Origin of the sequence: Streptomyces sp. NPDC048291, assembly GCF_043201715.1 — a bacterium.
Classification (GTDB): domain Bacteria; phylum Actinomycetota; class Actinomycetes; order Streptomycetales; family Streptomycetaceae; genus Streptomyces.
Window position 1 is genome coordinate 647,737 of the sequence record NZ_JBICZC010000002.1, and the last position, 22,962, is coordinate 670,698.

At 69.0% G+C, this 22,962-nt stretch carries 25 protein-coding genes, 1 tRNA gene and 1 riboswitch; of the genes, 7 read left to right on the top strand and 19 right to left on the bottom strand.

Annotated features, from left to right (window positions below):
• Positions 1-131 precede the first annotated feature (131 nt).
• The 4 genes from ACGF5O_RS07220 to ACGF5O_RS07235 form a co-directional block, all read right to left on the bottom strand.
• Positions 132-875 (bottom strand): DUF1707 domain-containing protein, encoded by a 744-nt coding sequence (locus ACGF5O_RS07220; RefSeq protein ID WP_393808887.1) that lies wholly within the window; start codon positions 873-875, stop codon positions 132-134.
• Between the two features lie 50 nt (positions 876-925).
• A complete protein-coding gene (locus ACGF5O_RS07225; protein ID WP_393808888.1) occupies positions 926-1,987 on the bottom strand; it encodes an ATP-binding cassette domain-containing protein in 1,062 nt (353 codons plus the stop codon).
• Positions 1,988-1,991: 4 nt separating this feature from the next.
• Complete coding sequence (locus ACGF5O_RS07230; RefSeq protein WP_393808989.1) at positions 1,992-2,756, bottom strand: ABC transporter permease; 765 nt, start codon at positions 2,754-2,756, stop codon at positions 1,992-1,994.
• Positions 2,757-2,832: 76 nt separating this feature from the next.
• Positions 2,833-3,627 carry an ABC transporter permease gene (locus tag ACGF5O_RS07235; RefSeq protein WP_393808990.1) on the bottom strand — a complete coding sequence of 265 codons (795 nt, stop codon included), beginning with the start codon at positions 3,625-3,627 and terminating at the stop codon, positions 2,833-2,835.
• A gap of 734 nt (positions 3,628-4,361) precedes the next feature.
• On the opposite strand from ACGF5O_RS07235, the gene ACGF5O_RS07240 reads away from it, so the two are divergent.
• A complete protein-coding gene (locus ACGF5O_RS07240; protein ID WP_393808991.1) occupies positions 4,362-6,686 on the top strand; it encodes a transglycosylase domain-containing protein in 2,325 nt (774 codons plus the stop codon).
• A 35-nt stretch (positions 6,687-6,721) separates the two neighbouring features.
• On the opposite strand, the gene ACGF5O_RS07245 is transcribed toward ACGF5O_RS07240, so the two are convergent.
• From ACGF5O_RS07245 to ACGF5O_RS07255, 3 genes are all read right to left on the bottom strand, one after another.
• Entirely contained in the window at positions 6,722-7,045 is a 324-nt protein-coding gene (locus ACGF5O_RS07245; protein ID WP_393808889.1) for a DMT family transporter, read from the bottom strand.
• A 34-nt stretch (positions 7,046-7,079) separates the two neighbouring features.
• Positions 7,080-7,153: riboswitch (guanidine-III (ykkC-III) riboswitch) on the bottom strand.
• A gap of 98 nt (positions 7,154-7,251) precedes the next feature.
• Entirely contained in the window at positions 7,252-7,608 is a 357-nt protein-coding gene (locus ACGF5O_RS07250; RefSeq protein WP_046730549.1) for a co-chaperone GroES, read from the bottom strand.
• 24 nt (positions 7,609-7,632) lie between these two features.
• Positions 7,633-7,965, bottom strand: coding sequence for a DUF3618 domain-containing protein (locus tag ACGF5O_RS07255; RefSeq protein WP_089106679.1), 333 nt, complete (start codon positions 7,963-7,965; stop codon positions 7,633-7,635).
• A gap of 104 nt (positions 7,966-8,069) precedes the next feature.
• Here ACGF5O_RS07255 and bcp point away from each other — a divergent pair, with 104 nt between their 5' ends.
• Positions 8,070-8,537: a thioredoxin-dependent thiol peroxidase gene (gene bcp, locus ACGF5O_RS07260; protein WP_393808890.1), complete on the top strand. Its 468-nt coding sequence runs from the start codon at positions 8,070-8,072 to the stop codon at positions 8,535-8,537.
• A 428-nt stretch (positions 8,538-8,965) separates the two neighbouring features.
• Positions 8,966-9,050: transfer RNA gene (locus ACGF5O_RS07265), tRNA-Leu, on the top strand.
• 45 nt (positions 9,051-9,095) lie between these two features.
• Here ACGF5O_RS07265 and rdgB read toward each other — a convergent pair.
• The 4 genes from rdgB to ACGF5O_RS07285 all read right to left on the bottom strand — a co-directional run bounded on the left by rdgB (position 9,096) and on the right by ACGF5O_RS07285 (position 11,715).
• A complete protein-coding gene (rdgB, locus tag ACGF5O_RS07270) occupies positions 9,096-9,701 on the bottom strand; it encodes an RdgB/HAM1 family non-canonical purine NTP pyrophosphatase (RefSeq protein ID WP_393808891.1) in 606 nt (201 codons plus the stop codon).
• A gap of 33 nt (positions 9,702-9,734) precedes the next feature.
• Positions 9,735-10,142, bottom strand: coding sequence for a hypothetical protein (locus ACGF5O_RS07275; RefSeq protein ID WP_393808892.1), 408 nt, complete (start codon positions 10,140-10,142; stop codon positions 9,735-9,737).
• Between the two features lie 142 nt (positions 10,143-10,284).
• Entirely contained in the window at positions 10,285-11,022 is a 738-nt protein-coding gene (gene rph, locus ACGF5O_RS07280) for a ribonuclease PH (RefSeq protein WP_393808893.1), read from the bottom strand.
• A gap of 189 nt (positions 11,023-11,211) precedes the next feature.
• Entirely contained in the window at positions 11,212-11,715 is a 504-nt protein-coding gene (locus ACGF5O_RS07285; RefSeq protein ID WP_393808894.1) for an NUDIX hydrolase, read from the bottom strand.
• A gap of 253 nt (positions 11,716-11,968) precedes the next feature.
• On the opposite strand from ACGF5O_RS07285, the gene ACGF5O_RS07290 reads away from it, so the two are divergent.
• Entirely contained in the window at positions 11,969-13,171 is a 1,203-nt protein-coding gene (locus ACGF5O_RS07290; RefSeq protein WP_393808895.1) for an RNA-guided endonuclease InsQ/TnpB family protein, read from the top strand.
• A gap of 36 nt (positions 13,172-13,207) precedes the next feature.
• On the opposite strand, the gene ACGF5O_RS07295 is transcribed toward ACGF5O_RS07290, so the two are convergent.
• Positions 13,208-13,441, bottom strand: a complete 234-nt coding sequence (locus tag ACGF5O_RS07295; RefSeq protein ID WP_390042646.1) for a glucose PTS transporter subunit EIIB — start codon at positions 13,439-13,441, stop codon at positions 13,208-13,210.
• 169 nt (positions 13,442-13,610) lie between these two features.
• Here ACGF5O_RS07295 and ACGF5O_RS07300 point away from each other — a divergent pair, with 169 nt between their 5' ends.
• Together ACGF5O_RS07300 and ACGF5O_RS07305 are read left to right on the top strand one after the other, a co-directional pair.
• Positions 13,611-14,909, top strand: a complete 1,299-nt coding sequence (locus tag ACGF5O_RS07300) for a PTS transporter subunit EIIC (protein WP_393808896.1) — start codon at positions 13,611-13,613, stop codon at positions 14,907-14,909.
• Positions 14,910-15,041: 132 nt separating this feature from the next.
• Positions 15,042-16,289 (top strand): PTS transporter subunit EIIC, encoded by a 1,248-nt coding sequence (locus tag ACGF5O_RS07305; protein WP_393808897.1) that lies wholly within the window; start codon positions 15,042-15,044, stop codon positions 16,287-16,289.
• 85 nt (positions 16,290-16,374) lie between these two features.
• Here ACGF5O_RS07305 and ACGF5O_RS07310 read toward each other — a convergent pair whose 3' ends face one another.
• Positions 16,375-17,127: an MBL fold metallo-hydrolase gene (locus ACGF5O_RS07310; RefSeq protein ID WP_362586438.1), complete on the bottom strand. Its 753-nt coding sequence runs from the start codon at positions 17,125-17,127 to the stop codon at positions 16,375-16,377.
• 237 nt (positions 17,128-17,364) lie between these two features.
• Here ACGF5O_RS07310 and ACGF5O_RS07315 point away from each other — a divergent pair, with 237 nt between their 5' ends.
• On the top strand, positions 17,365-17,820 hold the full coding sequence (locus tag ACGF5O_RS07315; RefSeq protein ID WP_393808898.1) for a type II toxin-antitoxin system PemK/MazF family toxin: 456 nt from the start codon (positions 17,365-17,367) through the stop codon (positions 17,818-17,820).
• Positions 17,821-17,882: 62 nt separating this feature from the next.
• Here ACGF5O_RS07315 and ACGF5O_RS07320 read toward each other — a convergent pair whose 3' ends face one another.
• The 6 genes from ACGF5O_RS07320 to ACGF5O_RS07345 all read right to left on the bottom strand — a co-directional run bounded on the left by ACGF5O_RS07320 (position 17,883) and on the right by ACGF5O_RS07345 (position 22,924).
• Entirely contained in the window at positions 17,883-18,383 is a 501-nt protein-coding gene (locus ACGF5O_RS07320) for a hypothetical protein (RefSeq protein WP_393808899.1), read from the bottom strand.
• A gap of 135 nt (positions 18,384-18,518) precedes the next feature.
• Positions 18,519-20,591 (bottom strand): putative Ig domain-containing protein, encoded by a 2,073-nt coding sequence (locus ACGF5O_RS07325; protein WP_393808900.1) that lies wholly within the window; start codon positions 20,589-20,591, stop codon positions 18,519-18,521.
• A gap of 245 nt (positions 20,592-20,836) precedes the next feature.
• The gene (locus ACGF5O_RS07330) at positions 20,837-21,787 is read right to left on the bottom strand and encodes a PLP-dependent cysteine synthase family protein (protein WP_393808901.1); all 951 of its coding nucleotides are present in this window, start codon (positions 21,785-21,787) and stop codon (positions 20,837-20,839) included.
• A 7-nt stretch (positions 21,788-21,794) separates the two neighbouring features.
• Positions 21,795-22,073: a MoaD/ThiS family protein gene (locus ACGF5O_RS07335; protein WP_393808902.1), complete on the bottom strand. Its 279-nt coding sequence runs from the start codon at positions 22,071-22,073 to the stop codon at positions 21,795-21,797.
• Between the two features lie 88 nt (positions 22,074-22,161).
• Entirely contained in the window at positions 22,162-22,257 is a 96-nt protein-coding gene (locus tag ACGF5O_RS07340) for a putative leader peptide (protein ID WP_362586420.1), read from the bottom strand.
• A gap of 244 nt (positions 22,258-22,501) precedes the next feature.
• A complete protein-coding gene (locus ACGF5O_RS07345) occupies positions 22,502-22,924 on the bottom strand; it encodes a Mov34/MPN/PAD-1 family protein (RefSeq protein WP_393808903.1) in 423 nt (140 codons plus the stop codon).
• Between the last annotated feature and the right edge of the window lie 38 nt (positions 22,925-22,962).

Here is a 22,962-nt window from a genome sequence, read left to right on the forward strand (position 1 = left end):
CCGCTCCCCCACACTCCGCCGCCACGGTGCTCAGCCGCGACGGCGATGCCCGGCGGTGCCGAAGCGGCCGGTGGGCGCCTGCGGGCCGGTGGGGGCTCGCCGCGCAGTTCCCCGCGTCCCTTTGGGGCGGCTCAGTAGTCGCCGTGCCTTCGGCGGTCGCGTTCCTCGCGGCGTTGGTGGTGTCGCTCCTGGCGGGCGGCGTGGAGTTCGTGGCGGGCGGACTTGCGGTCGAGTTGTTCCTGGCGGCGTTCGTCCTTGAGGCGCTGGCGTTCTGCCTTCGTCACCTTGTGGGCCACCTCGACGCCGCCCCAGAACGCGAAGCCCGTCACCACCACCCTCGGGGCGTCCGGGTCAGGTGACATGTCGTGCTCGCGCTCGTCGAAGCCGCCCATGATGCCGATGCCGCGCATCACCACCTCGACGCCCGGCGGCACGATCACGCTCATCCCGCCCATGATCGCGATGCAGTTGATCACGACCTCGCCGTCCGCGAAGTTCGCCTCGCGCAGGTCGATCTCGCCGCCGCCCCAGAACGCGAAGGAGGTGAAGCGCCTCGGCACCGTCCAGCGGCCCTTGCGCTGGAAGCCGGACATCACGGCCACCGCCCAGGACGAGGAACCCTCGCCGCCGACGATCCGGTGACCCCAACTGCCGTTCCGCACCGGCGGCTTGGAGAGTGATACGGCCGGTGACGCGGGCAGGTCCCTGGTGATCGGCGTCAGCTCGCCGTACGTACGGGCCTGGTACGTCGCCTCCAGCCGTTCCTCGAACTCCGCCATGTCGAGCCGCCCCTCGGCGAGGGCGTCCCGCAGGATCTCGGCGACTCGTTCACGATCGGCGTCGGAGGCGCGCAGCTCCGGGGCATCGTCGGTCATGGATGCAGCCTACGAGTTCGCGGCGCCGGGGACCACGGGGGCTACGGCCCCTATGCGGTGGCCCGGTCCGCGTACATCTTCGCGATCACCGCCTCGATGTCCGGCTCCCGAACCGACAGGTCGGCCAACGGGTACTCCGCCGCGATCCGCGCCACCAGCGGCGCCGCCGACTCCGACGCCGGGAACGCCAGCCACTGCCTCGGCCCCTCCACCCGCACCACCCGGGCCGCCGGCCCGGCGTCGATCGGCGGGAGCTCCCGCTCCAGGTCGACCACGAGGGTGCGCTCGCTCTCCCCCGCCTCGTGCAGGCCGGCGAGCGGACCGTCGTACACCAGCCGTCCGTGGTCGATGACCATCACCCGGGAGCACAACTGCTCGATGTCCTGGAGGTCGTGGGTGGTGAGCAGGACCGTGGTGCCGCGTTCGGTGTTCAGTTCGCGGAGGAAGTCGCGGACCCTGGCCTTCGAGACGACGTCCAGGCCGATCGTCGGTTCGTCGAGATAGAGGACGTCCGGGTCGTGCAGGAGCGCCGCCACGATGTCGCCGCGCATCCGCTGGCCGAGGGAGAGTTGTCGTACCGGGACGTCCAGGAGGGTTTCCAGGGAGAGGAGTTCGACCAGACGGTCCAGGTTCTCGGCGTAACGGGCGTCCGGGATGCGGTACATGCGGTGCATCAGGCGGTAGGAGTCGATGAGGGGGAGGTCCCACCACAGGGTCGTCCGCTGCCCGAAGACCACGCCGATACGGTGGGCCAGGCGGGTGCGTTCGCGGGACGGGTCGATGCCGGCCACCCGGAGCCGGCCGCCGCTCGGGGTGAGGATGCCGGTCAGCATCTTGATCGTGGTCGACTTCCCGGCGCCGTTCGGGCCGATGTAGCCGACCATCTCGCCGCGCGCCACCGTGAAGGAGAGCGAGTCGACCGCCCGTACCTGCCGGCGTTCCCGTTTCAGGAAGCCGGTCCTCTTCCGGACCTCGAAGACCTTCTCGACCCCGTCGACCTGGATGAACACCTCGTCGGCCTCACTGGCTTCAATGGCCCCGTCGGCCTCACTGGCTTCAATGGCCCCGTCGGCCTCACTGGCCTCATTGGCCTCGTTCGACACGTCCGGCATCGGATCAACTCCCCGTACTTCGATACGACCTGAGACCGGCCCGCCATGCCAGGCCCGCCAGCGCGCAGCACGCCACCGCCACCAGCGGTGTCGACCACGCCGTCCACGCCGGCAGCCGCAGCGGATACGGCCGCCCCAGCACGTACGCGGCCGGCACCCAGTTGACGAAGGCCAGCGGCAGCATGAACGTCACCCCGCGCACGAAGTCCTTCCCGAACACCGTCGGCGGGTACTGGAGCAGCGTCGTACCGCCGTACGTGAACGCGTTCTGCACCTCCGCCGCGTCCTGCGCGAGGAACTGGAAGGCCGCGCCCGCCACGAACAGCGCGCAGAAGATCGCCGCGCCGCCGGCCAGCATCAGCGGGACCAGCAGCACCTTCGCCGGCGTCCACGCGACGTCCACGGAGACCAGTGCCCAGCCCAGCACCAGCGCGCCCTGGGTGATCCGGCCGAGGCGGCGCAGCGCGAAGTGGTCCGCTCCTATCTGGGCGAGCACCGGGGCCGGCCGGACCAGCAGGATGTCGAAGGAGCCGTCGCGGATCCGGGCGCCCAGCACGTCCATCGAGCCCAGCACCAGGTCGGCCACCCCGAACGCGGTCGCCGAAAGCCCGTACAGGAAACAGACCTCGGGCAGCGACCAGCCGCCGAGCGAGTCGACCTGCGAGAACATCAGCAGGATCGTGGCGAAGTCCAGCCCGGTCACCAGCAGGTTCCCGGCCATGGTGATGGCGAAGGACGTGCGGTAGGTCATCGTGGAGCGGATCCACATCGCGGCGATCAGCCGGTACGCCCGCAGACCGTCCAGCGCACGCTCACCCGCCCCGTGCCTGCCCTGCGCAACACGCTCACCCACCCTGCACCACCACCCGTCGTGTCGCCGCCGACTGCAGCAGCCGGCCCGCCGCCAGCAGCACCACCGCCCACCCGGCCTGGAAGGCGAGCGCCCCCGCCACCCCCGCCGCCCCCGTCTCGCCCAGCAGCACGTCCGCCGGCATCTGGATCTGCGCCGCCCACGGCAGGACGCGGACGACCTCGCCGAAGCCGCCCGGGAAGACGTTCAGCGGCAGGGTCATGCCCGAGAAGAAGATCCCCGTGATCATCAGCACCTGGTTGACGCCCATCCCGTCCATCAGCCAGAACGCGCTCAGCGCGACCAGGTAGCGGATGCCGAAACTGACGAGCATCGCGAGGAGGAGCGCGACCAGGAAGGCGGCCCAGGTGCCGGCGTCCGCGGGCAGCGCCATCGGGAAGAACACCGCGCCGACCAGGAAGGGGATCACGCCCCGCCCCAGCATCTGGAACAGCGAGCGACCCAAATCGGTCGCCAGCCACCACATTTGAAGATCGGCCGGACGGTACAGGTCGATCGCGATCGCGCCGGTGCGGATACGCTCCATCAGGTCTTTTTCGACGCCCCCGCCCTGGATCGCGAGCGTCGCGTACAGGCACTGCCCGAGCCACACATAGGTCACCGCCTGCGCCTGGTCATAGCCTCCGAGGTGCGGTTTCTCGTCCCACAGCGCCAAGTAGGTGTAGACGAGGATGATCCCGAAGGCGGTGTTCGTGAACACCCCGGCGGCGGTGGCGGCCCGATACGTCGCGTACCGTCGGAAACCCCCCGCCGCGACGGCCGTGTACAACCGTCCCGCGCCCACGCCAACCGACCTCCCGGACCGCCCGACACCGAAGCGCAGGAGCTTACTGCGCCGACGACATCGCAGGCCACGCAATTTCCGTGACCGAAGCGTGCCGGAATCCGGGAACGGAACGCGCGGTGCGAGAGTCTTCAACAGGGGGCGCAGAAGCGTACGAGGTCGTACGGGAACGAATGTACGACGCGAAACAGGAGTCCGTGCACGACATGAGCGACGAGCCGCAGCCGCAACAGCCGAACCAGGGCGGCGGAGGCCCGACGGAGCCGCCGGCTGCGGCCGAGGAGAAGAAGACCCCGGCGCAGCCGACGGCCGGGACGAAGCAGCCGGAGCCGCCCGCGGCGGCGGAGAAGACGACGACGGAGCCGCCCGGCGCGGAACCGTCCGACGTCACGCCGCCCCGCGCGGAGCGGCGGCCTGCCGCCGAGGACCCGCAGACCCGGCAGCTCGCCGCGGTCAGGGTGCCGAAGGCGCGACCGCCCGCGGCGGCCGAGGACAGACCCAACACGCAGAACGCGCAGAGCGCACAGGGCGCACAGGGCACGGAGAACGCGCAGAGCACGGAGCACGCACAGAACGCGCAGGACACGCAGACACGGCAGCTCGCCGCGATCAGGCCTCCCAAGACGGAGGCACTCGCCGCGGTCACACCGCCCGGGGCGGCACCGCCCGGCACGGAGCCGCCCGCGGCCGGCGCGCAGACGACGGGGGGCGGGAAGAAGATGAAGCGGCCCAAGCGCACCGGATGGCGGCGGATCATCCCGACCTGGCGGATGGTGCTCGGCACCTTCGTGCTCGGGGTACTGCTGGTGATCGGCCTGTTCTTCGTCGGCTACTCGATGGTGAACATCCCGGCGGCCAACACGTTCGCGACCAAGCAGTCCAACGTGTACCTGTACGCCGACGGCTCCCAGCTCGCCCGGGACGGCGAGGTCAACCGGGAGAACGTGGACCTCTCCCAGGTCTCCGCCGACGCCCAGCACGCCGTGCTCGCCGCCGAGGACCGCGACTTCTACACCGAGTCCGCCGTCGACCCCAAGGCGATGCTGCGCGCCGCCTGGAACACCGCGACCGGCAAGGGCACCCAGTCCGGCTCCACGATCACCCAGCAGTACGTGAAGAACTACTACCTCGCCCAGGAGCAGACCGTCACCCGCAAGGTGAAGGAGTTCTTCATCTCGGTCAAGCTGGACCGCAGCGAGTCCAAGGACCAGATCCTGGAGGGCTACCTCAACACCAGCTACTTCGGCCGCAACGCCTACGGCATCCAGGCCGCCGCCCAGGCCTACTACGGCGTCGACGCCATCGACCTCGACCCGGCCCGCGCCGCCTACCTCGCCGCGCTCGTCAACGCGCCGAGCGAGTACGACGTCGTCGCCCACCCCGAGAACAAGGCGGCCGCGGTCGCCCGCTGGAACTACGTCCTCGACGGCATGGTCAAGAAGGGCTGGCTCACCGAGTCCAAGCGGGCCGGCATGAAGTTCCCGATGCCCAAGCAGCAGACCGTCTCCACCGGCATGTCCGGGCAGCGCGGCTACATCGTCAACGCGGTCAACGACTACCTGATCAAGAACAAGATCGTCGACTCGGACGCCCTGGAGGCCGGCGGCTACCGCATCACCACCACCCTGCAGAAGAACCGGCAGAACGCCTTCGTCAAGGCCGTCGACGACAAGCTGATGTCGAAGCTGAGCAAGAACAACAAGGTCGACAACTACGTGCGGGCCGGCGGCGCCTCCGTCGACCCGAAGACCGGCAAGGTCGTCGCCATGTACGGCGGCATCGACTACGTGAAGCAGTACACCAACGGCGCGACCCGCGGTGACTTCCAGGTCGGCTCCACCTTCAAGCCCTTCGTCTTCGCCTCCGCCGTCGACAACGGCTCCACCACCCAGTCCGGGCAGACCATCACCCCGAACACCTACTACGACGGCACCAACAAGCGCACCGTCCAGGGCTGGCCCGGCGGCGCCTACGCGCCGGAGAACGAGGACGAGAAGTCGTACGGCCAGATCACCGTCCGCAAGGCCACCGACCTCTCCGTGAACTCGGTGTACGCGCAGATGGCCGTCGACGTCGGCCCGTCCAAGGTCAAACAGACCGCCGTCGGCCTGGGCATCCCCGCCGACACCAAGGACCTCCAGCCGTACCCGTCGATCGCCCTCGGCACCGCCACGGCCAGCGTCCTCGACATGGCGGAGGCCTACGCCACGCTCGCCAACCACGGCAAGCACGGCACGTACACGATGGTCGACAAGGTCACCAGGGACGGCACCCAGGACATCAAGCTGCCGGAGTCCAAGACCACCCAGGCCGTCAGCCGGCAGGCCGCCGACACCACCACCTCCATCCTGCAGAGCGTGGTCGACAACGGCACCGCCACCGCCGCGCAGGCCGCGGGCCGCCCGGCCGCCGGCAAGACCGGCACCGCCGAGGAGGACACCGCCGCCTGGTTCGCGGGCTACACCCCGGACCTGTCCACCGTCGTCTCCGTGATGGGCCAGGACCCGGTCACGGCCGCCCACAAGTCGCTCTACGGCGCGCTCGGCCTGGAGCGCATCAACGGCGGCGGGGCCCCGACCGAGATCTGGGCGCAGTACACCAAGGACGCCCTGAAGGGCACCACGGCCGCCGACTTCGACCTGGACCTCCAGGCCGGCGCCGAGACCGTGGCCCCGCCCACCCAGAGCACGGCCACCCCGGGTACCGGCGGCCAGGACAACGGCGGCACCACCGGCGAGAACCAGGACAACGGCGGCACCACCGACGGCGGCCAGGACAACGGCGGCACGACGGACGGCTCCACCACCGCCGGCACCACCGACGGCTCCACGACCGACGGCTCGACCACGTCCGGTACGACCACGTCCGGTACGACGACCTCCGGCACCGACTCCGGTACGACCACCTCGGGAACGGACTCCGGAACCTCCACCGGCACCTCGACCGGCGGCACCAGTACCGGCACGACGACCTCGGGCACCGACACCGGCACCAGTACCGGCACCACGGCGGGCGACGGAGGCGGGTTCGGGTTCGTCCAATGACCGCCGGTCACCGATCGCCGGTCACCTACCGGCGATCAGTGACCGCTGGTCGCCTTGAGCCCGACCACGGCGACCAGCAGCAGGCACACGAAGAAGATCCGGGCGGCGGTGGCCGGCTCCCCGAGCACCACCATGCCGACCACCGCCGCCCCCGCCGCCCCGATCCCCACCCACACGCCGTAGGCGGTACCGATGGGGAGCGTCCTCGCGGCGTAGGACAGCAGCAGCATGCTGGCGACGATCCCGCCGCCGGTGAGCAGACTGGGGACGGGCCGGGTGAAGCCGTCGGTGTACTTCATCCCCACCGACCAGCCGACCTCCAGCAGACCGGCGACGACAAGCAGAACCCAGGCAACCATGACGAGCACCTCCGAGACGATTCACTGAACGCGGGGTGCGTCGTCTTTGCCTTCACGGTCCCGGTACGGCGCGTCTCGTCGGGCTGGCTCCTTCGAAAATAGCAAAGAAACGACAAAGGGGCCTGGTGACCACAGTCACCAGACCCCTCCACCCCTCTGAATCAGAGATATCCAAGATCTCAGAGACTTCAGAGGCTTCAGAGATTTCAGAGATACAGACCGGTCGAGTCCTCCGAGCCCTCGAACCGGTCGGCGGCCACCGCGTGCAGGTCGCGCTCCCGCATCAGCACGTACGCCACCCCCCGCACCTCGACCTCGGCACGGTCCTCCGGGTCGTACAGCACCCGGTCGCCGGGCTCCACCGTCCGCACGTTCTGCCCGACCGCGACCACCTCGGCCCAGGCCAGCCGGCGCCCGACGGCCGCCGTGGCGGGGATCAGGATGCCCCCGCCCGACCGGCGCTCGCCCTCCCCGGTGTCCTGCTTGACCAGAACCCGGTCGTGCAGCATCCGGATGGGCAGCTTGTCGTGCTGGCTGCTCTGCTCGTCTCTCTTGGCGCTCACGCCTGTGAACCTACCTGCCTCTGATCAGCTCTTACGCCGCCGGGTACCGCTGAAGACCAGCAGCCCGACCACGCCCACGGCGACGAGCGCGACCGGCACCACCCGCTCCAGTCGGGGCGCGCCCTCTTCGTCCACGAACTGGGCCCGCACCTCGCTCACGACCCGGTTGACCTGGACGTAGGCCCTCCCGAGCGTGTGATCGACGTTGGCCGCCACCTTGGCCTTCGCATCGCCGACGATGGTCTTCGGGTGCACCCGCACCCCGATCTCGTCCAGCGTCTCGGCCAGCACCTCGCGGCGGCGCTTGATGTCCGCCTCGATCTGCGCCGGGGTTCTGGTGTCCGACGTCTCCGCCACCGTGGGCCCTCCGAAGTCTGCCGTACTGCCGCACTGCCTGTTCTGGACAGTCTGTCAGCTCTCACCGCCGCCGCACGGTCAGGACCCCCCGTTACGCTAGACCGATGAGCGAGCGACTCCAGCCCGGGGACGTAGCCCCCGACTTCACCCTCCCCGACGCCGACGGCAACGAGGTGTCCCTCTCCGCCCACAAGGGCCGCAAGGTCATCGTCTACTTCTACCCGGCCGCCCTCACCCCCGGCTGCACGAAGCAGGCCTGCGACTTCACCGACAACCTCACCCTCCTCGCCGACGCCGGCTACGACGTCCTCGGCATCTCCCCGGACGCCCCCGCGAAACTCGGCAAGTTCCGCGAGAAGGAGAACCTCAAGGTCACCCTCCTCGCCGACCCCGACAAGAAGGTCCTCGACGCGTACGGCGCCTTCGGCGAGAAGATGAACTACGGCAAGACCTACCTGGGCGTCATCCGCTCCACGATCGTCGTGGACGAGGAGGGCAAGGTCGAAAAGGCCCTCTACAACGTCCGCGCCACCGGCCACGTGGCCAAGATCATCAAGGATCTGGGCATCTGAACACCACCTGATCCACCGCCACAGACGGCTCGCACGGGGAGAGACCTGGTGCGAGCCGTTTTCCTTTGCCGAACTCCGGGCGCGACCGTCCGACAAACGTTTCGTTACTCCGCGCGAGGCGCCGAACGGGGCAACGCCGAGGCTGCCGCCATTTCCCCGGCATGGACCGTGCCGAAGTGGACCTTCCCCTCACGGTCGAGGAGTTGAAGGTCGCTGCGGCGAGGTCGGGGCAGACGATCACTTTGCAGATCGACCACGTCAACGGCGACTGGCGCGACAACCGCCGGGAGAATCTTCGGTATCCATGCCCCGACCGTCACGCACTGACGGAGACGTGGTGCCGCCGGAAGGCGATGGATCCCCTCGTCGCCCAACGCTCTCTACCCGTACACTGAACGCTACCGGTCGAGCATGCTGACCGTTTTTGAGCGGCCGTGATGGAATTTGGCAGTCATGCTGGGTTTAGGTCCCAGTGGGTTCACACCCGTGTGGGTTCGAGTCCCACCGGCCGCACAAGCACAGAGGGGCTGCCCGACCAGGCAGCCCCTTTCTCAGTCTTCAGCCCAACAACTCCCGCACCACCGGCACCAACGCCCGGAACGCCTTCCCCCGGTGGCTGATCGCGTTCTTCTCGGCCGGGGTCAGCTCGGCGCAGGTTCGGGTCTCCCCCTCCGGCTGGAGGATGGGGTCGTAGCCGAAGCCGTTGGTGCCGGTGGGGGTGTGGCGCAGGACGCCTCGGAGTTGGCCCTCGACCACGCGTTCCGTGCCGTCCGGCAGCGCGAGGGCCGCCGCGCAGGCGAAGTGGGCGGCGCGGTGTTCGTCGGCGATGTCGGAGAGCTGGGCGAGGAGCAGGTCGAGGTTGGCCTTGTCGTCGCCGTGGCGGCCGGCCCAGCGGGCGGAGAAGATGCCGGGGGCGCCGTTCAGGACGTCCACGCAGAGGCCGGAGTCGTCGGCGACGGCGGGGAGGCCGGTGGCCTGGGAGAGGGCGTGGGCCTTCAACAACGCGTTCTCGGCGAAGGTGACGCCCGTTTCCTTGACGTCGGGGATGTCGGGGTACGCGTCCGCGCCCACCAGTTCGTGGGGCAGCCCCGCCTCCGCGAGGATCGAGTGCAGCTCGGTGATCTTTCCGGCGTTGCGGGTGGCGAGGATCAGGCGGGTCGTCATGGCCAGCAGTATCGCAAGGGCCGGGGCGGTGCCTTAAGGGGTGCAGACCTTGGTCAGTTCGCCGGCCGCGTCGGTGACCGGGGTGACGTCGGGGGTGGAGTCGCCGTTCCTGACCGCCGTGCGGACGTTGTCCACGGCCTGCTGGAGGTGGTCGACCGCCTTGTTGACGTCGGCGTCGTCGGTCTTGTCGCCGATCTTCTTGAGGTTCTGCTGGATGGAGTCGAGGGAGGCCTCGGTACGGGTGGGGTCGTCGGCAGCGTTCTCCACGGCCTGCTGGAGCGCGGTGACGCTGTCGGCGATGGAGTCGGCGGTGCGGACGCAGTCGAGTGCCGTGTTGACGGAGTCGCAGCCGGTGAGAAGGGCGCCGGTGAGTGCGGCGGTCGCGGCTACGGCGGCGATGGTGGTGACGCGACGGCGTCCTCGGCGTCGGCTGGCGGCCATGGTGGTGTCCCTCCCCGTGGTACGGCTGGCCGGGCGCACGGTTGTACGTGCCGTGCGCCCGTATTGATAGGGACGCGGGGTCGGGCGTCGGGGTTGCCCCGTCGTACCTCGGGTTTTTCCCTTCCCTTTACTTCTGTCGCCGCTACTTCCCGAGGGCCTCGTCGAGTGCCGCCTGCTGGATGGTGGCGAGGTCGGTGCAGCCGGCGACGGCGAGGTCGAGGAGGGCGTTGAGTTCGTCGCGGGCGAAGGGTTCGGCCTCGGCGGTGCCCTGGACCTCGACGAAGCGGCCGTCGCCGGTGCAGACGACGTTCATGTCGGTCTCGGCCTTGACGTCTTCCTCGTAGCAGAGGTCCAGGAGCGGGACGCCGCCGACGATGCCGACCGAGACGGCGGAGACCGTGCCGGTGAGGGGCTGGCGGCCGGCCTTGATGAGCTTGCGTTCCCTGGCCCAGGTGATGGCGTCGGCGAGGGCGACGTACGAGCCGGTGATGGCCGCGGTGCGGGTGCCGCCGTCGGCCTGGAGGACGTCGCAGTCGAGGACGATGGTGTTCTCGCCGAGGGCCTTGTAGTCGATGACGGCGCGCAGGGAGCGGCCGATGAGGCGGGAGATCTCGTGGGTGCGACCGCCGATCCTGCCCTTGACGGACTCGCGGTCGCCGCGGGTGTTGGTGGCGCGGGGGAGCATGGCGTATTCCGCGGTGACCCAGCCTTCGCCGCTGCCCTTGCGCCAGCGGGGGACGCCTTCGGTGACGGAGGCGGTGCAGAAGACCTTGGTGTCGCCGAAGGAGACGAGGACGGAGCCCTCGGCGTGCTTGCTCCAGCCGCGTTCGATGGTGATCGGGCGGAGTTGTTCGGGGGTGCGGCCGTCGATTCGAGACATGGCGACGAGCCTAGTCGTCTGCGCGGAAGGGCTCCCTTCCGCAGCGGGAGAGTGAGCCGGAGCGAGCCAGTTGTCGTCAACCCGACACCCTGACCAGGGGGTTTCTGGACTGCTGAGCATGACAACTGTCGTCAGATTCGCACCGTTCTTGGCATCTACCGCGCTTATTGCAAGCAAAGGCGGGCAAGGTCAGGACTGCGCGGTTCGGAACGCGAGATACCGGCTGAAGACTTCGTGGCTGTCGGGGGTGAAGCGCCACTCCGGCAGGGCCGACCGCAGCTCTGACTCCGTCAGCCAGCCATGCCAGGCGACCTCATCGGGATCGGGGACCACGGCATCCGGCACCACGGCTTCGTGCACGCCGAGCCAGTGAGGGCTCAAACCGCTGCGGTTGAGGAATGTGAACAGCAAGCGCGGCAGCACATGAATGCCCAGCTCTTCAGCCAGCTCCCGCGCAGCGGCCTGTTCATAGGACTCACCGACTTCCACAGCGCCACCGGCCTCGACCTCGTAGAACCCGGGGAAGCGCGACAGCTGCTCCGACCGCCGATGGACGAGAATCCGTCCACGCTCATCACGGCACACCGTCACGGCGATCCGGTGTAGCCAACCCTCCCGGATGGCCTGCCGGCGGCTGACCACCACCCCCAGCACCCGATCGTGATCGTCGACACGCTCCACCAGTTCATCCACGACGCAGACCCTGGCAGAGCCCACCGACAACGCCACTTCCCGGCGACCAGGAGGTCGGACACGTATGACGACAGTTGTCGCCCCCAGGCCCGGAAAGGGAGCACAGAGGCAGTGACCGCCCAAGTCGATCAACTCGAACACGAAAGCCGCAAGTTCATCCGGGAGAGTGAAAACGATGGAATAGACGTACAGGTGCACGGGAGTCACACGTACGGTCTGAAGTGAAGCCAATAGACAGGGCGGGGGTGACGGAGTGGCAGCGGCGAAGCTGGTGAACAGCCCCGGGAACGCGCGGTTCACGTATCGGTTGCGAACTCCGTCCGCCGCCCGCGCGAAGTTGCTGGCGGAGTGGGGCCGATGTAGGTGGATCTGGAACGAGTGCGTGACTCGCGCGAAGAAGGCCCACAAAGACGGGGAGGAGTGCGGCCCAGCCCGGCTGGACCGGATGCTGACCGGGGCCCGCGCCGTCACGCCGTGGCTGGCCGAGGGCGCCAGCGTCCCACAGCAGCAGGTGGTCCGCGACTTCGGCAAGTCCCGCACTAAGGCACTGAAGGACATCAAGGACCGGCTGCCGATAACGCGTCGGGCTGGACTACCAACGCACAAGAGGAAGCACAAGGCTGATCCGAGTCTGAACTACACGCGGCGCGGCTTCCGGCTGAAGGACGGGCGGCTGCATCTTGCAGGCGGGATCATCCTGAGCGTGGTGTGGTCCCGGGCACTGCCCGCCGAGCCTTCATCTGTGCGGGTGTACCGGGACAGCGTTGGCGACTGGTACGCCTCGTTCGTCGTCCCCGCCCAGGTCGAGCAGCTGCCTGCGGCCGGTGCGGTGCTCGGTGTGGACTGGGGCGTGAAGGAGATCGCGACCACCACCAGCGATACACACGACCTGTCCCACCTTGAGCACGGCAAGAAAGCGAACGGGAAGTTGCGCCGGTACGACCGGATGATGGCCCGCCGCAAACCGAAGAAGGGACAGATTGCCTCGAAGGGGTACCGGGAGGCAAGGAGATGGCGGGCTAAGACTTACCAGAAGATCGCCCAGCAGCGGCAGGACTCCGCTCGCAAGTGGGCGAAGAAGGTCGTTCGGGATCACGATGTGATCGCGGTGGAGGACTTCCGCCCGAAGTTCCTCGCCAAGACGTCGATGGCGTGCAAGGCGGCGGACGCCGCGATCGGCGCCGTCAAGAAGGCCCTGGTCGAGATGGGCCGCAAGCACGGGCGGGACGTGCGCCTGATCAATCCCGCACACACGACCATGGACTGCGGCAGGTGCGGAGCGAGAGCCAAGCACGCACTCCCGCTGTCGGAACGTACCTACACCTGCACCGCGTGCGGAGCCACGTCTTCCAGGGACAAGAACTCCGCACGTGTGATGCTCGTCCGGGCGGGTCTGAACCCGGCTGGTGTCGAGGACACAAGACCTCCCGGAGCGCTGCTCCGGGAGGCTGTCTGAGCCAGGAATTCCCTTCCCCTTCAGGGAGGGAAGCGGTCAAATCATGTCTTCGATCTCCGCGGCGATCGGGTCGGCGTCGGTGCCGATGACGACCTGGATGGCGGTGCCCATCTTGACGACCCCGTGGGCGCCGGCGGCCTTCAGCGCGGCTTCGTCGACCTTCGCGGGGTCGATCACCTCGGTGCGCAGGCGGGTGATGCAGCCCTCGATCTCCTCGATGTTGTCGAGTCCGCCGAGCCCGGCGACGATCTTCTCTGCCTTGGTGGCCATATCATTTCTCCCTGATCTGAACCGCTTTGTCGCAGTAACCCACAGTTGGCCCATCTTTGCGAGCGGTCGTAGCGCGTGTGCCGAATGATGGCGAGCAGCGCGGCGGAACCGTCTGCCGACTGGTCTACACCAGCTGGTGGGCGGTCGACAAACCCCGGAGGAGGCGCCCGTGAGTGCCGAGAGCGCCGGCAGTGCGGTCGGTCCCGCGCGGGAGCGGTGGCACGCCCTCTTCCAGGGGTTGCAGAAGATGGGCCGGAGTCTGCAGCTGCCGATCGCGGTGCTGCCGGCGGCGGGGATCCTGAACCGGCTGGGTCAGCCGGACGTGTTCGGTGACCAGGGTCTTGGCTGGACGGCCGTGTCCAAGGTGATGAAGGGGGCGGGCGGGGCGCTGCTCGACGGGTCGGTCGGGCTGCCCTTGCTGTTCTGCGTCGGGGTCGCGATCGGGATGGCGAAGAAGGCGGACGGTTCGACGGCGCTGGCGGCGGTGGCGGGCTTTCTCGTCTATTACGGGGTGCTGCACCAGTTCCCGGAGGACTGTCCAGGCGGGTCGAGGGCACTGCCGGGGATCGGGTGCCAGGTGCGGGACGGGTCGGTGTCGACGTTCACGTTCCAGAATCCCGGGGTGTTCGGCGGGATCGCGCTGGGGCTGCTGACCGCGTTCTTCTGGGCGCGGTACCACCGGACGAGGCTGGTGGACTGGCTGGGGTTCTTCAACGGGCGGCGGCTGGTGCCGATCATCATGTCGTTCGTGGCCATCGCGTTCGCCGCGTTGTGTCTGTGGGTGTGGCCTCCGATCGGCAGCGGGCTGGAGAGTTTCAGCCACTGGCTGCGGGACGCGGGGGCGTGGGGTGCGGGGGTGTTCGGGCTCGCGAACCGGGCGTTGCTGGTGGTGGGGCTGCATCAGTTCCTGAACGTGCCCATCTGGTTCCAGTTCGGCAGTTACACCACGCCGGGCGGGCAGACGGTGCACGGGGACATCAACATGTTCCTGGCGGGTGATCCGGACGCGGGCCAGTTCACGTCGGGGTTCTTCCCGATCATGATGTTCGCGCTGCCGGCCGCCGCGCTGGCGATCACGCACTGCGCGAAGCCGCACCGGCGCAAGGAGATCGGCGGCCTGATGCTGTCGGTGGCGCTGACGTCGTTCGTGACGGGCATCACGGAGCCGATCGAGTACTCGTTCATGTTCGTCGCGCCGTTGCTGTACGGGGTGCACGCGGTGCTGACGGGGGTGTCGATGGCGGTGACGTGGGGTCTCGGGGTGCACGACGGGTTCAGTTTCTCGGCGGGGCTCATCGACTACGTCATCAACTGGAAGCTGGCGACGCGGCCTTGGGCGATCGTGCCGATCGGGCTGTGCTTCGCGGCGGTCTACTACGTGATCTTCCGGTTCGCCATCACGCGGTTCGACCTGAAGACCCCGGGCAGGGAGCCGGAGGACGAGGTGGAGGACGTCACCGGGGCCTGAGCGGGCTGTGGCCGAATGACATACACCGCGTAGCGCTCCGGTTGCGGAATTGACGGGTTCCTTATATCGCCCCCATCGTGTACAACAGGTCTACACCACTGAGTGGTGTAGACCACCACCGATGGAGGAAGTATGACAACCGCCACCGCGACGGCGGCCCCCACAAAGAAGTGGGGATCCGGTCTTTTCCAGGGTCTGCAGAAGATCGGCCGCAGCCTTCAGCTGCCGATCGCCGTGCTGCCGGCTGCGGGCCTGCTGCTCCGCTTCGGTCAGCAGGACATCCATGACAAGCTGCATCTGCCGGACAAGGTCACGGCGGTGTTCGCCACCGCGGGTGGCGCGATCTTCGACAACCTCCCGCTGCTGTTCTGCGTCGGTGTCGCGATCGGCTTCGCCAAGAAGGCGGACGGCTCCACCGCACTCGCCGCGCTCGTCGGCTTCCTCGTCTACAAGAACGTGCTCACCGCGTTCCCCGTCACCGACGCCAAGGTCCAGGCGGGCGCGGACATAGCGGCCACCTACAACAACCCCGGTGTGCTCGGCGGCCTGGTGATGGGTCTGCTCAGCGCGGTGGTCTGGCAGCGCTTCCACCGGACCAGGCTGGTGGACTGGCTCGGCTTCTTCAACGGCCGCCGGCTCGTCCCGATCATCATGGCCTTCGTCGGCACGATCATGGGTGTCTTCTTCGGCCTGATCTGGAAGCCCGTCGGTGACGGCATCTCCGACTTCGGCAAGTGGATCACCGGCCTCGGCGCCCTCGGTGCCGGTCTGTTCGGCCTGATCAACCGTGCGCTGATCCCGGTCGGCATGCACCAGTTCGTGAACACCGTCTCCTGGTTCCAGATCGGCGACTACAAGACGGCGTCCGGCACGATCGTCCACGGCGACCTCACCCGCTTCTTCGCCGGTGACCCGACGGCCGGTCAGTTCATGTCCGGCTTCTTCCCCATCATGATGTTCGGCCTCCCGGCCGCCGCCCTGGCCATCGCGCACACCGCCCGCCCGGAGCGCCGCGCTGCCGTCATGGGCATGATGCTGTCGATGGCACTGACCTCCTTCGTGACCGGTGTGACCGAGCCGATCGAGTTCACCTTCATGTTCATCGCGCCGCTGCTGTACGCGATCCACGCGGTGCTCACCGCCCTGTCGATGGCGGTCACCTGGGCGCTCGGGGTGCACGCGGGCTTCACCTTCTCCGCGGGCGTGATCGACTACATACTCAACTGGAACCTGGCGACCAAGCCCTGGCTGATCATCCCGATCGGCCTGGTCTTCGGAGCGGTCTACTACTTCGTCTTCCGCTTCGCCATCGTCCGCTTCAACCTCCCCACCCCGGGCCGCGAGCCCGAGGAGGAGATCGAGGACCTCACGAAGGCGTGAGTCCCTCCACGGTGTGGCGAAGGCCCCCGCAGCCCGGCGGCTGCGGGGGCCTTCCCGTCGTACGGCCCTGAACGCCGTACGTGCGTCAGATCTCGTACGTCGCGCGCGGCGCCGCGAGATCCACCGGGCCGTCGAAGGCCTCGCGGGCGTGGGCGAGGTTGACGGCGGGATCGGTCCACGGCGGGATGTGGGTGAGGACCAGGCGGCGGGCGGCGGCCCGGGCCGCGGTCTCGCCGGCCTCGCGGCCGTTGAGGTGCAGGTCCGGGATGTTCTCCTTGCCGTGCGTGAAGGCGGCCTCGCACAGGAACAGGTCGGTGTCCCGGGCCAGGTCCTCCAGCGCCGGGGTGACGCCGGTGTCGCCGGAGTACGTCAGGGACTTCCCGGCGTGCTCGACGCGGATGCCGTACGCCTCCACGGGATGCCGGACGCGCTCGGTGTGGACCGTGAACGGGCCGACGTCGAACGTGGACGGCTTGACCGTGTGGAAGTCGAAGACCTCGCTCATCGAGGAGGCGGTGGGGGTGTCGGCATAGGCGGTGGTGAGGCGGTGCTCGGTGCCCTCGGGGCCGTAGACCGGGATCGGGGGGCACGGTCCGCCGTCGTGGCGGTAGTAGCGCGCCACGAAGTAGGCGCACATGTCGATGCAGTGGTCGGCGTGCAGATGGCTCAGGAAGATCGCGTCGAGGTCGTAGAGACCGCAGTGGCGCTGCAGCTCGCCCAGGGCGCCGTTGCCCATGTCGAGGAGCAGCCGGAAGCCGTCGGCCTCTACGAGGTAGCTCGAGCAGGCCGATTCCGCGGACGGGAACGACCCCGAGCAGCCGACGACGGTGAGCTTCATGAAGCAGAAACCTCCGTTGGCGGAAACCCAGACGCACTGGGAACCGGAGTCGGGAAAAAGGGCATGACGGGGGTCGTGCGGTTTGTCGAGCGTAAGGCGCAAAAGAGCCGGTCGCTCCTCTGCCAGGGGCCGTTGTGGGCGAACTCACCTGTGGTGTCACCGGTTCGGCTGGACCGGGGGCGCATGAGGATTGCGCAAGGGCGCGCATTGATTATCTCGCGCCGGTAACGTCGTCGTATGGACACGTCTTGGTGGCTCGCGCTCGCGGCAGTCGTTCTGCTGGCGCTGGTCGCCACGCTCGTCGACGGCTGGGGCAGGGGCCACCGGCCGCGCGGGCACCGCACCCGACCTCCCGGGCATCCGCGCGGCACGCACCCGCAGACCGCGCGGCCCCACCCGGGGGACATCTGGTGGGCCAACGTCCCCTACGAGGACGGTCCCGGCGCCAAGGACCGGCCCTGCCTGGTGCTGGCCGTGCACGGCAACCGGGCGACGATCGCGAAGATCACCAGCAAGTACCACGACGAGCGCGCCGGGGTGATCCCGCTGCCGCCGGGCTCGGTCGGGGACGCCCAGGGCCGGCCGAGCTTCCTGGAGACGGACGAGCTGCGGGAGATCGCGGTGTGGGAGTTCCGGCGCCGGGTGGGCGTGGTCGACCCGGTGCTGTGGGACCAGGTGCGGCACCTGGCGTAGGGCGCGCGGGGCTGGTTCCGTAGGGCGCGCGGGGCTGGTTCCGTAGGGCGCGCGGGGCTGGTTCAGCTCACCTTGACGGTGACCCGCCACTCCTGGATTCCCTTGCAGGAGACGCCGCCGGGCGCGGTGGGCTGGGCGCACAGGGGGCGGGTGGAGGAGAGGGTGACGGTGCCGGCAGCCATGGCCTGGTAGGCGGATCCGGCGTCTTCGCCGCGGAGCATGATCCCGTAGTTGATCTCCTTGAGGGCGGCCGTGTCCCCGGCCGCGGTGATCTTCTTCCAGGGGCGCTGCTCGGAGCCGGTCAGGGTGATGCGGAAGGTGCCGTCCTTGGCCAGGCAGTAGGTGCGGCCGCTGTCGGCGGTGGTGAGTTCGGTGGTCAGCGGCGTGCAGCCGGCGGCGGAGCCACTGGCCGAGGGGCTCGGGGTCGAGGTGGTGGTCGGTGTCGGTTTCGCGGAGACCGCGCCGCTGCCCTTGTCGTCACCCCCGCTCTGCGAGCCGCAGGCCGCCAGCAGGAGCAGGCTCGCCGCGGCGAGCGACGCGCGGTGGAACGTCGTACGGCGCATGAGGTGTCCGCCTTTCCGTCGGGGAACGGACCCTGGATGCCGATATGACGTATCCGCCCCTCGTACGGATCCCGCACCCGGACGGCTTCCGGGTGCGGGATCCGGTCAGTTCACTGGATCAGCTCACGGGCGGCGTCAGCCGGTCGTGACGGCGGTGTCGTCGACGACGAAGCTGGTCTGGAGCGAGGAGTCCTCGACACCGCTGAACTTCAGGGTGACGGTCGAGCCCGCGTAGGACCCGAGGCTGAAGGACTTCTGCACGTACCCGGAGGCCGCGTTGAGGTTGGAGTACGTGGCCAGCGTGGTCGAACCGGCGGTGACCGTCAGCTTGTCGTACTGGGTGCTGGTGGTGGTCTCGGCCGTGTCGATGTGCAGGTAGAAGGTGAACGTGGTCGCGGTGCAGCCGGACGGGATCGTCACCGACTGGGACAGCGTGTCGGTGTGGGTGGAGCCGTAGCCGTCGAGCCACGCCTTGTACGAACCGGCGTGGGCCGCCTCACCGCTGTCGCTGGTGATGACACCGCTGGACGCGGTCCAGGTGGTGTTGCCCGACTCGAAGCCCGGGTTGCCCAGCAGCTGCGAGGAGGTGCAGGTGCCGCCGCCGCTGGTGCTGACGGTCCAGGTGAAGGAGGCCGAGCCGGAGGCGCCGGTGGAGTCGGTCGCGGTGACGGTGGCGCTGTAGGTGCCCGCGGTGGACGCCGTGCCGGAGATCAGGCCGGTGGAGCTGGAGATGGACAGGCCGGTGGGCAGGCCGGAGGCGCTGTAGGTGAGGGTCGCGCCCGCGCTGTCGGAGGCCGAGATCTGCAGGCTGACCGAGGAGCCGGTCGCGGTGGACTGGCTGCCGGGGTTGGTGACGGTCACCGTGTTGCCGGTGCTGGTGCCGGAGGCGAAGGCGGTGGTGCCGTTCGGGGTGCCCCAGCCGGTCGGGCCGTCGTAGCCGGTGCCGGCGGTGCAGAAGTACGACGTCGAGCAGGAGCCGTTGTTGCCGCTGGTGACGTCGTACAGGTTGCCGGTGTGCGAGTAGGGGTACTTCGCCGGGTAGTCGCTGGAGCCCGGGGTGCCCGCGAGGGCGTAGACGCCGGCGATGATCGGCGAGGAGGCGCTGGTGCCGCCGTAGACCGCCCAGCCGGAGCCGCCGTAGGTGTCGTAGACCGCCACGCCGGTGGCCGGGTCGGCGACCGCGGAGACGTCGGACTCCATGCGCTTGGTGCAGCCGGTGTCGGTCTGCCAGGTGGGCTTGGCGTCGTAGGCGGAGCAGCCGGAGCCGGTGCCCTCGGAGGAGCTGGTCTTCCACACGGACTCGGTCCAGCCGCGGGTGGAGGAGGAGGTGGAGAGCGCGGTGCCGCCGACGGCGGTCACGTACTGGGAGGTCGCCGGGTACTCGGCGCCGTAGTCCTCGTCGCCGGCGGAGACGGTGATCGCCACGCCCGGGTGCTTGAAGTACGAGGTGTCCTCGCTGGTCTGGGAGGAGGACTCGGAGCCGCCCCAGCTGTTGGAGACGAACTTGGCGCCGAGCGCGACGGCCTCGTTCTCGGCGGTGCCGAGGTCGGAGTCGGTGGCGGAGCTGGCCTCGACGAGGATGATGTTGCAGTTCGGGCAGACGGCGCTGACCATGTCGATGTCGAGCGCTTCCTCGCCGGCCCAGCCGGAGTCGTTCGTCGGCAGCGAGGTCGTCGAACCGGTCTGGCTGACCTGCTTGAAGCAGCCGTTGGCGACGGTGCACGCCGACAGGCCGTACTGCGAGCGGTAGGTGGCCAGGTCCGAGGCGGCGTTCGGGTCGTTGTAGGCGTCGACCACGGCGACCGTCAGGCCGGAACCGCCCGTGGAGGGCAGGTTGTAGGCGCTGTGCAGGTTGGTCGGGCTCAGGCCGGAGGGGGCGGCGGCGAGCGCCGAGGACAGCTGCTGCCTGATGTCGGTGCGGCGCTGCGCGAAGCAGTTGACCTCACCGGGCTTGGAGACGGTGGCGCACAGGTGCTTGGTGGGCACCTTCTGGCCGGCCTTGCCGGTGCTGTGCACGGCCTGCCGGGCGGGGTCGGTCAGGGCCTTGGCGTTCTGGGTGGCCCGGGTGGTCTGGGCGGTGACCTGGGGGGTGGTGGTGTGTGCCTGTGCCTGTGCGGCCGGTGCCGCGACGAATCCGGAGACGGCGAGGGCGAGGGCGGGGAAGGCGAAGGCCAGAAGTCTTCGCAGGCTCCGTCGTGATTCACGCATGGGGGTACTGCCTCCATCGGTGGGGTTACAAGGCAGGCCCGTGACGCGCGTAGCGGCGGCAGAGTGCGCGGTCATGAGCATGACACTTCGAACACCCTGGGATGCCGATGAGCGTGGCATGACAGGACGGTGAGGAACCTAGCCGGGTTCACCGGGGACCGGTTCCCCCGGACGAAGATCTTTGCATCGCCATAGGCAGCGCTTAGCCCCCTCATAGAGGGGGTTTGGCGCGTACATGATGAGCACTATGCCCAGAGCTGACCCTGCAGGGTCTCGATGGCTTCCTCGGTGGTCGCGGCGGTGTACACGCCGGTCGACAGGTACTTCCAGCCGCCGTCGGCGACGACGAACACGATGTCCGCGCTCTCGCCGGCCTGTACGGCCTTCTTCCCGACGCCGATCGCGGCGTGCAGCGCGGCGCCGGTGGAGATGCCCGCGAAGATGCCCTCCTGCTGGAGCAGCTCCCGGGTCCGGGTCACCGCGTCCGCGGAGCCGACCGAGTAGCGGGTGGTGAGCACGGAGGCGTCGTACAGCTCGGGCACGAAGCCCTCGTCGAGGTTCCGCAGCCCGTACACGAGGTCGTCGTACCGGGGTTCGGCGGCGACGATCTTCACGTCGGGCTTGTGCTCGCGCAGGTACCGCCCGACACCCATCAGCGTGCCGGTGGTCCCGAGCCCGGCCACGAAGTGGGTGACGGACGGCAGGTCGGCGAGGATCTCGGGACCGGTGGTCGCGTAGTGCGCACCGGCGTTGTCCGGGTTGCCGTACTGGTAGAGCATCACCCAGTCCGGGTGCTCGGCGGACAGCTCCTTCGCCACGCGCACGGCGGTGTTGGAACCGCCCGCGGCCGGGCTGGGGATGATCTCCGCGCCCCACATCCCCAGCAGGTCCCGCCGCTCCTGCGAGGTGTTCTCGGGCATCACGCAGACCATCCGGTAGCCCTTGAGCTTGGCCGCCATGGCGAGCGAGATGCCGGTGTTGCCCGAGGTCGGCTCCAGGATGGTGCAGCCCGGGGTGAGCCGGCCGTCCTTCTCCGCCTGCTCGATCATGTGCAGGGCGGGACGGTCCTTGACCGAGCCGGTCGGATTGCGGTCCTCCAGCTTGGCCCAGATCCGGACGTCGGCGGACGGCGAGAGCCGCGGCAGGCGCACCAGGGGGGTGTTGCCCACCGCGGCCAACGGGGAGTCGTAGCGCATGCCGATCTCAGGCCATGCCGCCGGCGACGGCCGGCAGGATCGTCACGGTGTCGCCGTCGGTGAGCTTGGTGTTGATGCCGTCGACGAAACGGACGTCCTCGTCGTTCAGGTACACGTTCACGAAGCGGCGCAGCTTGCCGTCGTCCACGATGCGGGCGTGGATGCCCGCGTGCCGGGTCTCGAGGTCGTTGAAGAGGTCGGCGATGGTCTCACCGCTGCCCTCCACCGCCTTCTGACCGTCGGTGTACTGGCGGAGGATGGTCGGGATGCGGACCTCGATGGCCATGATCGCGGGCTCCTGTCGGAAAGTCTGGGGTGGTTGGGCGCGCACAGCAGCACGCCGCGGCTCATGGCCGTACGGCGGCAGGGAAACGTCAACAGATGGCGCTGTTCAGCCTGCACAGGTCGACGTGCAGCCGCGCCACGAGCATGCTGCCCGGCGCCCTCTCGCTCACGTCCTTCAGAACCATGGGGTCATCGTATCGATTCCCGGTACCGGTTCCGGAGTGTGATTCCGGATGCTGGACGGATTCTGACCGCACTTTGAGACGAGGGTCCCGCCGGCCCACGTGAAGGGGCGCGGGGAACTGCGCGACCGGCCCCCACCGGGCCGCAGGTGCCCACCGGCCGGTCCGGCACCGCCGGAATCCGCCGTCGCGGCTGAGCGCCGTCGCGGCGGAAAGAAGGGGAAGCGTCGACCACAAGCGGGGCGCGTCAGTACGCCTCGACGATCGTGACCTCTTCTTCCGTCACCTCACCCTCCACGATGCGGTACGAGCGGAACTGGAAGTCGCCGAGGCCGTCGGTGTCGGCGGTGGAGACGAGGACGTAGTGGGCGCCGGGCTCGTTGGCGTACGAGATGTCCGTCCGGGACGGGTACGCCTCCGTGGCCGTGTGGGAGTGGTAGACGACCACCGGCTCCTCGTCGCGGTCGTCCATCTCGCGGTAGAGCCTGAGCAGGTCGCCGGAGTCGAACTCGTAGAACGTCGGGGACATCGCCGCGTTGAGCATGGGGATGAAGCGCTCGGGGCGGTCGGAGCCCGCCGGCCCGGCGACGACACCGCACGCCTCGTCCGGGTGGTCCTTGCGCGCGTGGGCGACGATCTGGTCGACGAGGGCCTGGGTGATGGTCAGCATGCTGGCCAGGATAAGCAAGGGGCCGCCCCGTACCGAAG

What these genes read in the sequence shown, in the direction of transcription:
- ACGF5O_RS07220 (WP_393808887.1), bottom strand. Translation starts at nt 875, where the DNA reads ATGACCGACGATGCCCCGGAGCTGCGCGCCTCCGACGCCGATCGTGAA.
- ACGF5O_RS07225 (WP_393808888.1), bottom strand. Translation starts at nt 1,987, where the DNA reads ATGCCGGACGTGTCGAACGAGGCCAATGAGGCCAGTGAGGCCGACGGG.
- ACGF5O_RS07230 (WP_393808989.1), bottom strand. Translation starts at nt 2,756, where the DNA reads ATGTGGATCCGCTCCACGATGACCTACCGCACGTCCTTCGCCATCACC.
- ACGF5O_RS07240 (WP_393808991.1), top strand. Translation starts at nt 4,362, where the DNA reads ATGAAGCGGCCCAAGCGCACCGGATGGCGGCGGATCATCCCGACCTGG.
- ACGF5O_RS07245 (WP_393808889.1), bottom strand. Translation starts at nt 7,045, where the DNA reads ATGGTTGCCTGGGTTCTGCTTGTCGTCGCCGGTCTGCTGGAGGTCGGC.
- bcp (WP_393808890.1), top strand. Translation starts at nt 8,070, where the DNA reads ATGAGCGAGCGACTCCAGCCCGGGGACGTAGCCCCCGACTTCACCCTC.
- rdgB (WP_393808891.1), bottom strand. Translation starts at nt 9,701, where the DNA reads ATGACGACCCGCCTGATCCTCGCCACCCGCAACGCCGGAAAGATCACC.
- ACGF5O_RS07275 (WP_393808892.1), bottom strand. Translation starts at nt 10,142, where the DNA reads ATGGCCGCCAGCCGACGCCGAGGACGCCGTCGCGTCACCACCATCGCC.
- rph (WP_393808893.1), bottom strand. Translation starts at nt 11,022, where the DNA reads ATGTCTCGAATCGACGGCCGCACCCCCGAACAACTCCGCCCGATCACC.
- ACGF5O_RS07295 (WP_390042646.1), bottom strand. Translation starts at nt 13,441, where the DNA reads ATGGCCACCAAGGCAGAGAAGATCGTCGCCGGGCTCGGCGGACTCGAC.
- ACGF5O_RS07305 (WP_393808897.1), top strand. Translation starts at nt 15,042, where the DNA reads ATGACAACCGCCACCGCGACGGCGGCCCCCACAAAGAAGTGGGGATCC.
- ACGF5O_RS07310 (WP_362586438.1), bottom strand. Translation starts at nt 17,127, where the DNA reads ATGAAGCTCACCGTCGTCGGCTGCTCGGGGTCGTTCCCGTCCGCGGAA.
- ACGF5O_RS07315 (WP_393808898.1), top strand. Translation starts at nt 17,365, where the DNA reads ATGGACACGTCTTGGTGGCTCGCGCTCGCGGCAGTCGTTCTGCTGGCG.
- ACGF5O_RS07320 (WP_393808899.1), bottom strand. Translation starts at nt 18,383, where the DNA reads ATGCGCCGTACGACGTTCCACCGCGCGTCGCTCGCCGCGGCGAGCCTG.
- ACGF5O_RS07325 (WP_393808900.1), bottom strand. Translation starts at nt 20,591, where the DNA reads ATGCGTGAATCACGACGGAGCCTGCGAAGACTTCTGGCCTTCGCCTTC.
- ACGF5O_RS07330 (WP_393808901.1), bottom strand. Translation starts at nt 21,787, where the DNA reads ATGCGCTACGACTCCCCGTTGGCCGCGGTGGGCAACACCCCCCTGGTG.
- ACGF5O_RS07335 (WP_393808902.1), bottom strand. Translation starts at nt 22,073, where the DNA reads ATGGCCATCGAGGTCCGCATCCCGACCATCCTCCGCCAGTACACCGAC.
- ACGF5O_RS07340 (WP_362586420.1), bottom strand. Translation starts at nt 22,257, where the DNA reads ATGGTTCTGAAGGACGTGAGCGAGAGGGCGCCGGGCAGCATGCTCGTG.
- ACGF5O_RS07345 (WP_393808903.1), bottom strand. Translation starts at nt 22,924, where the DNA reads ATGCTGACCATCACCCAGGCCCTCGTCGACCAGATCGTCGCCCACGCG.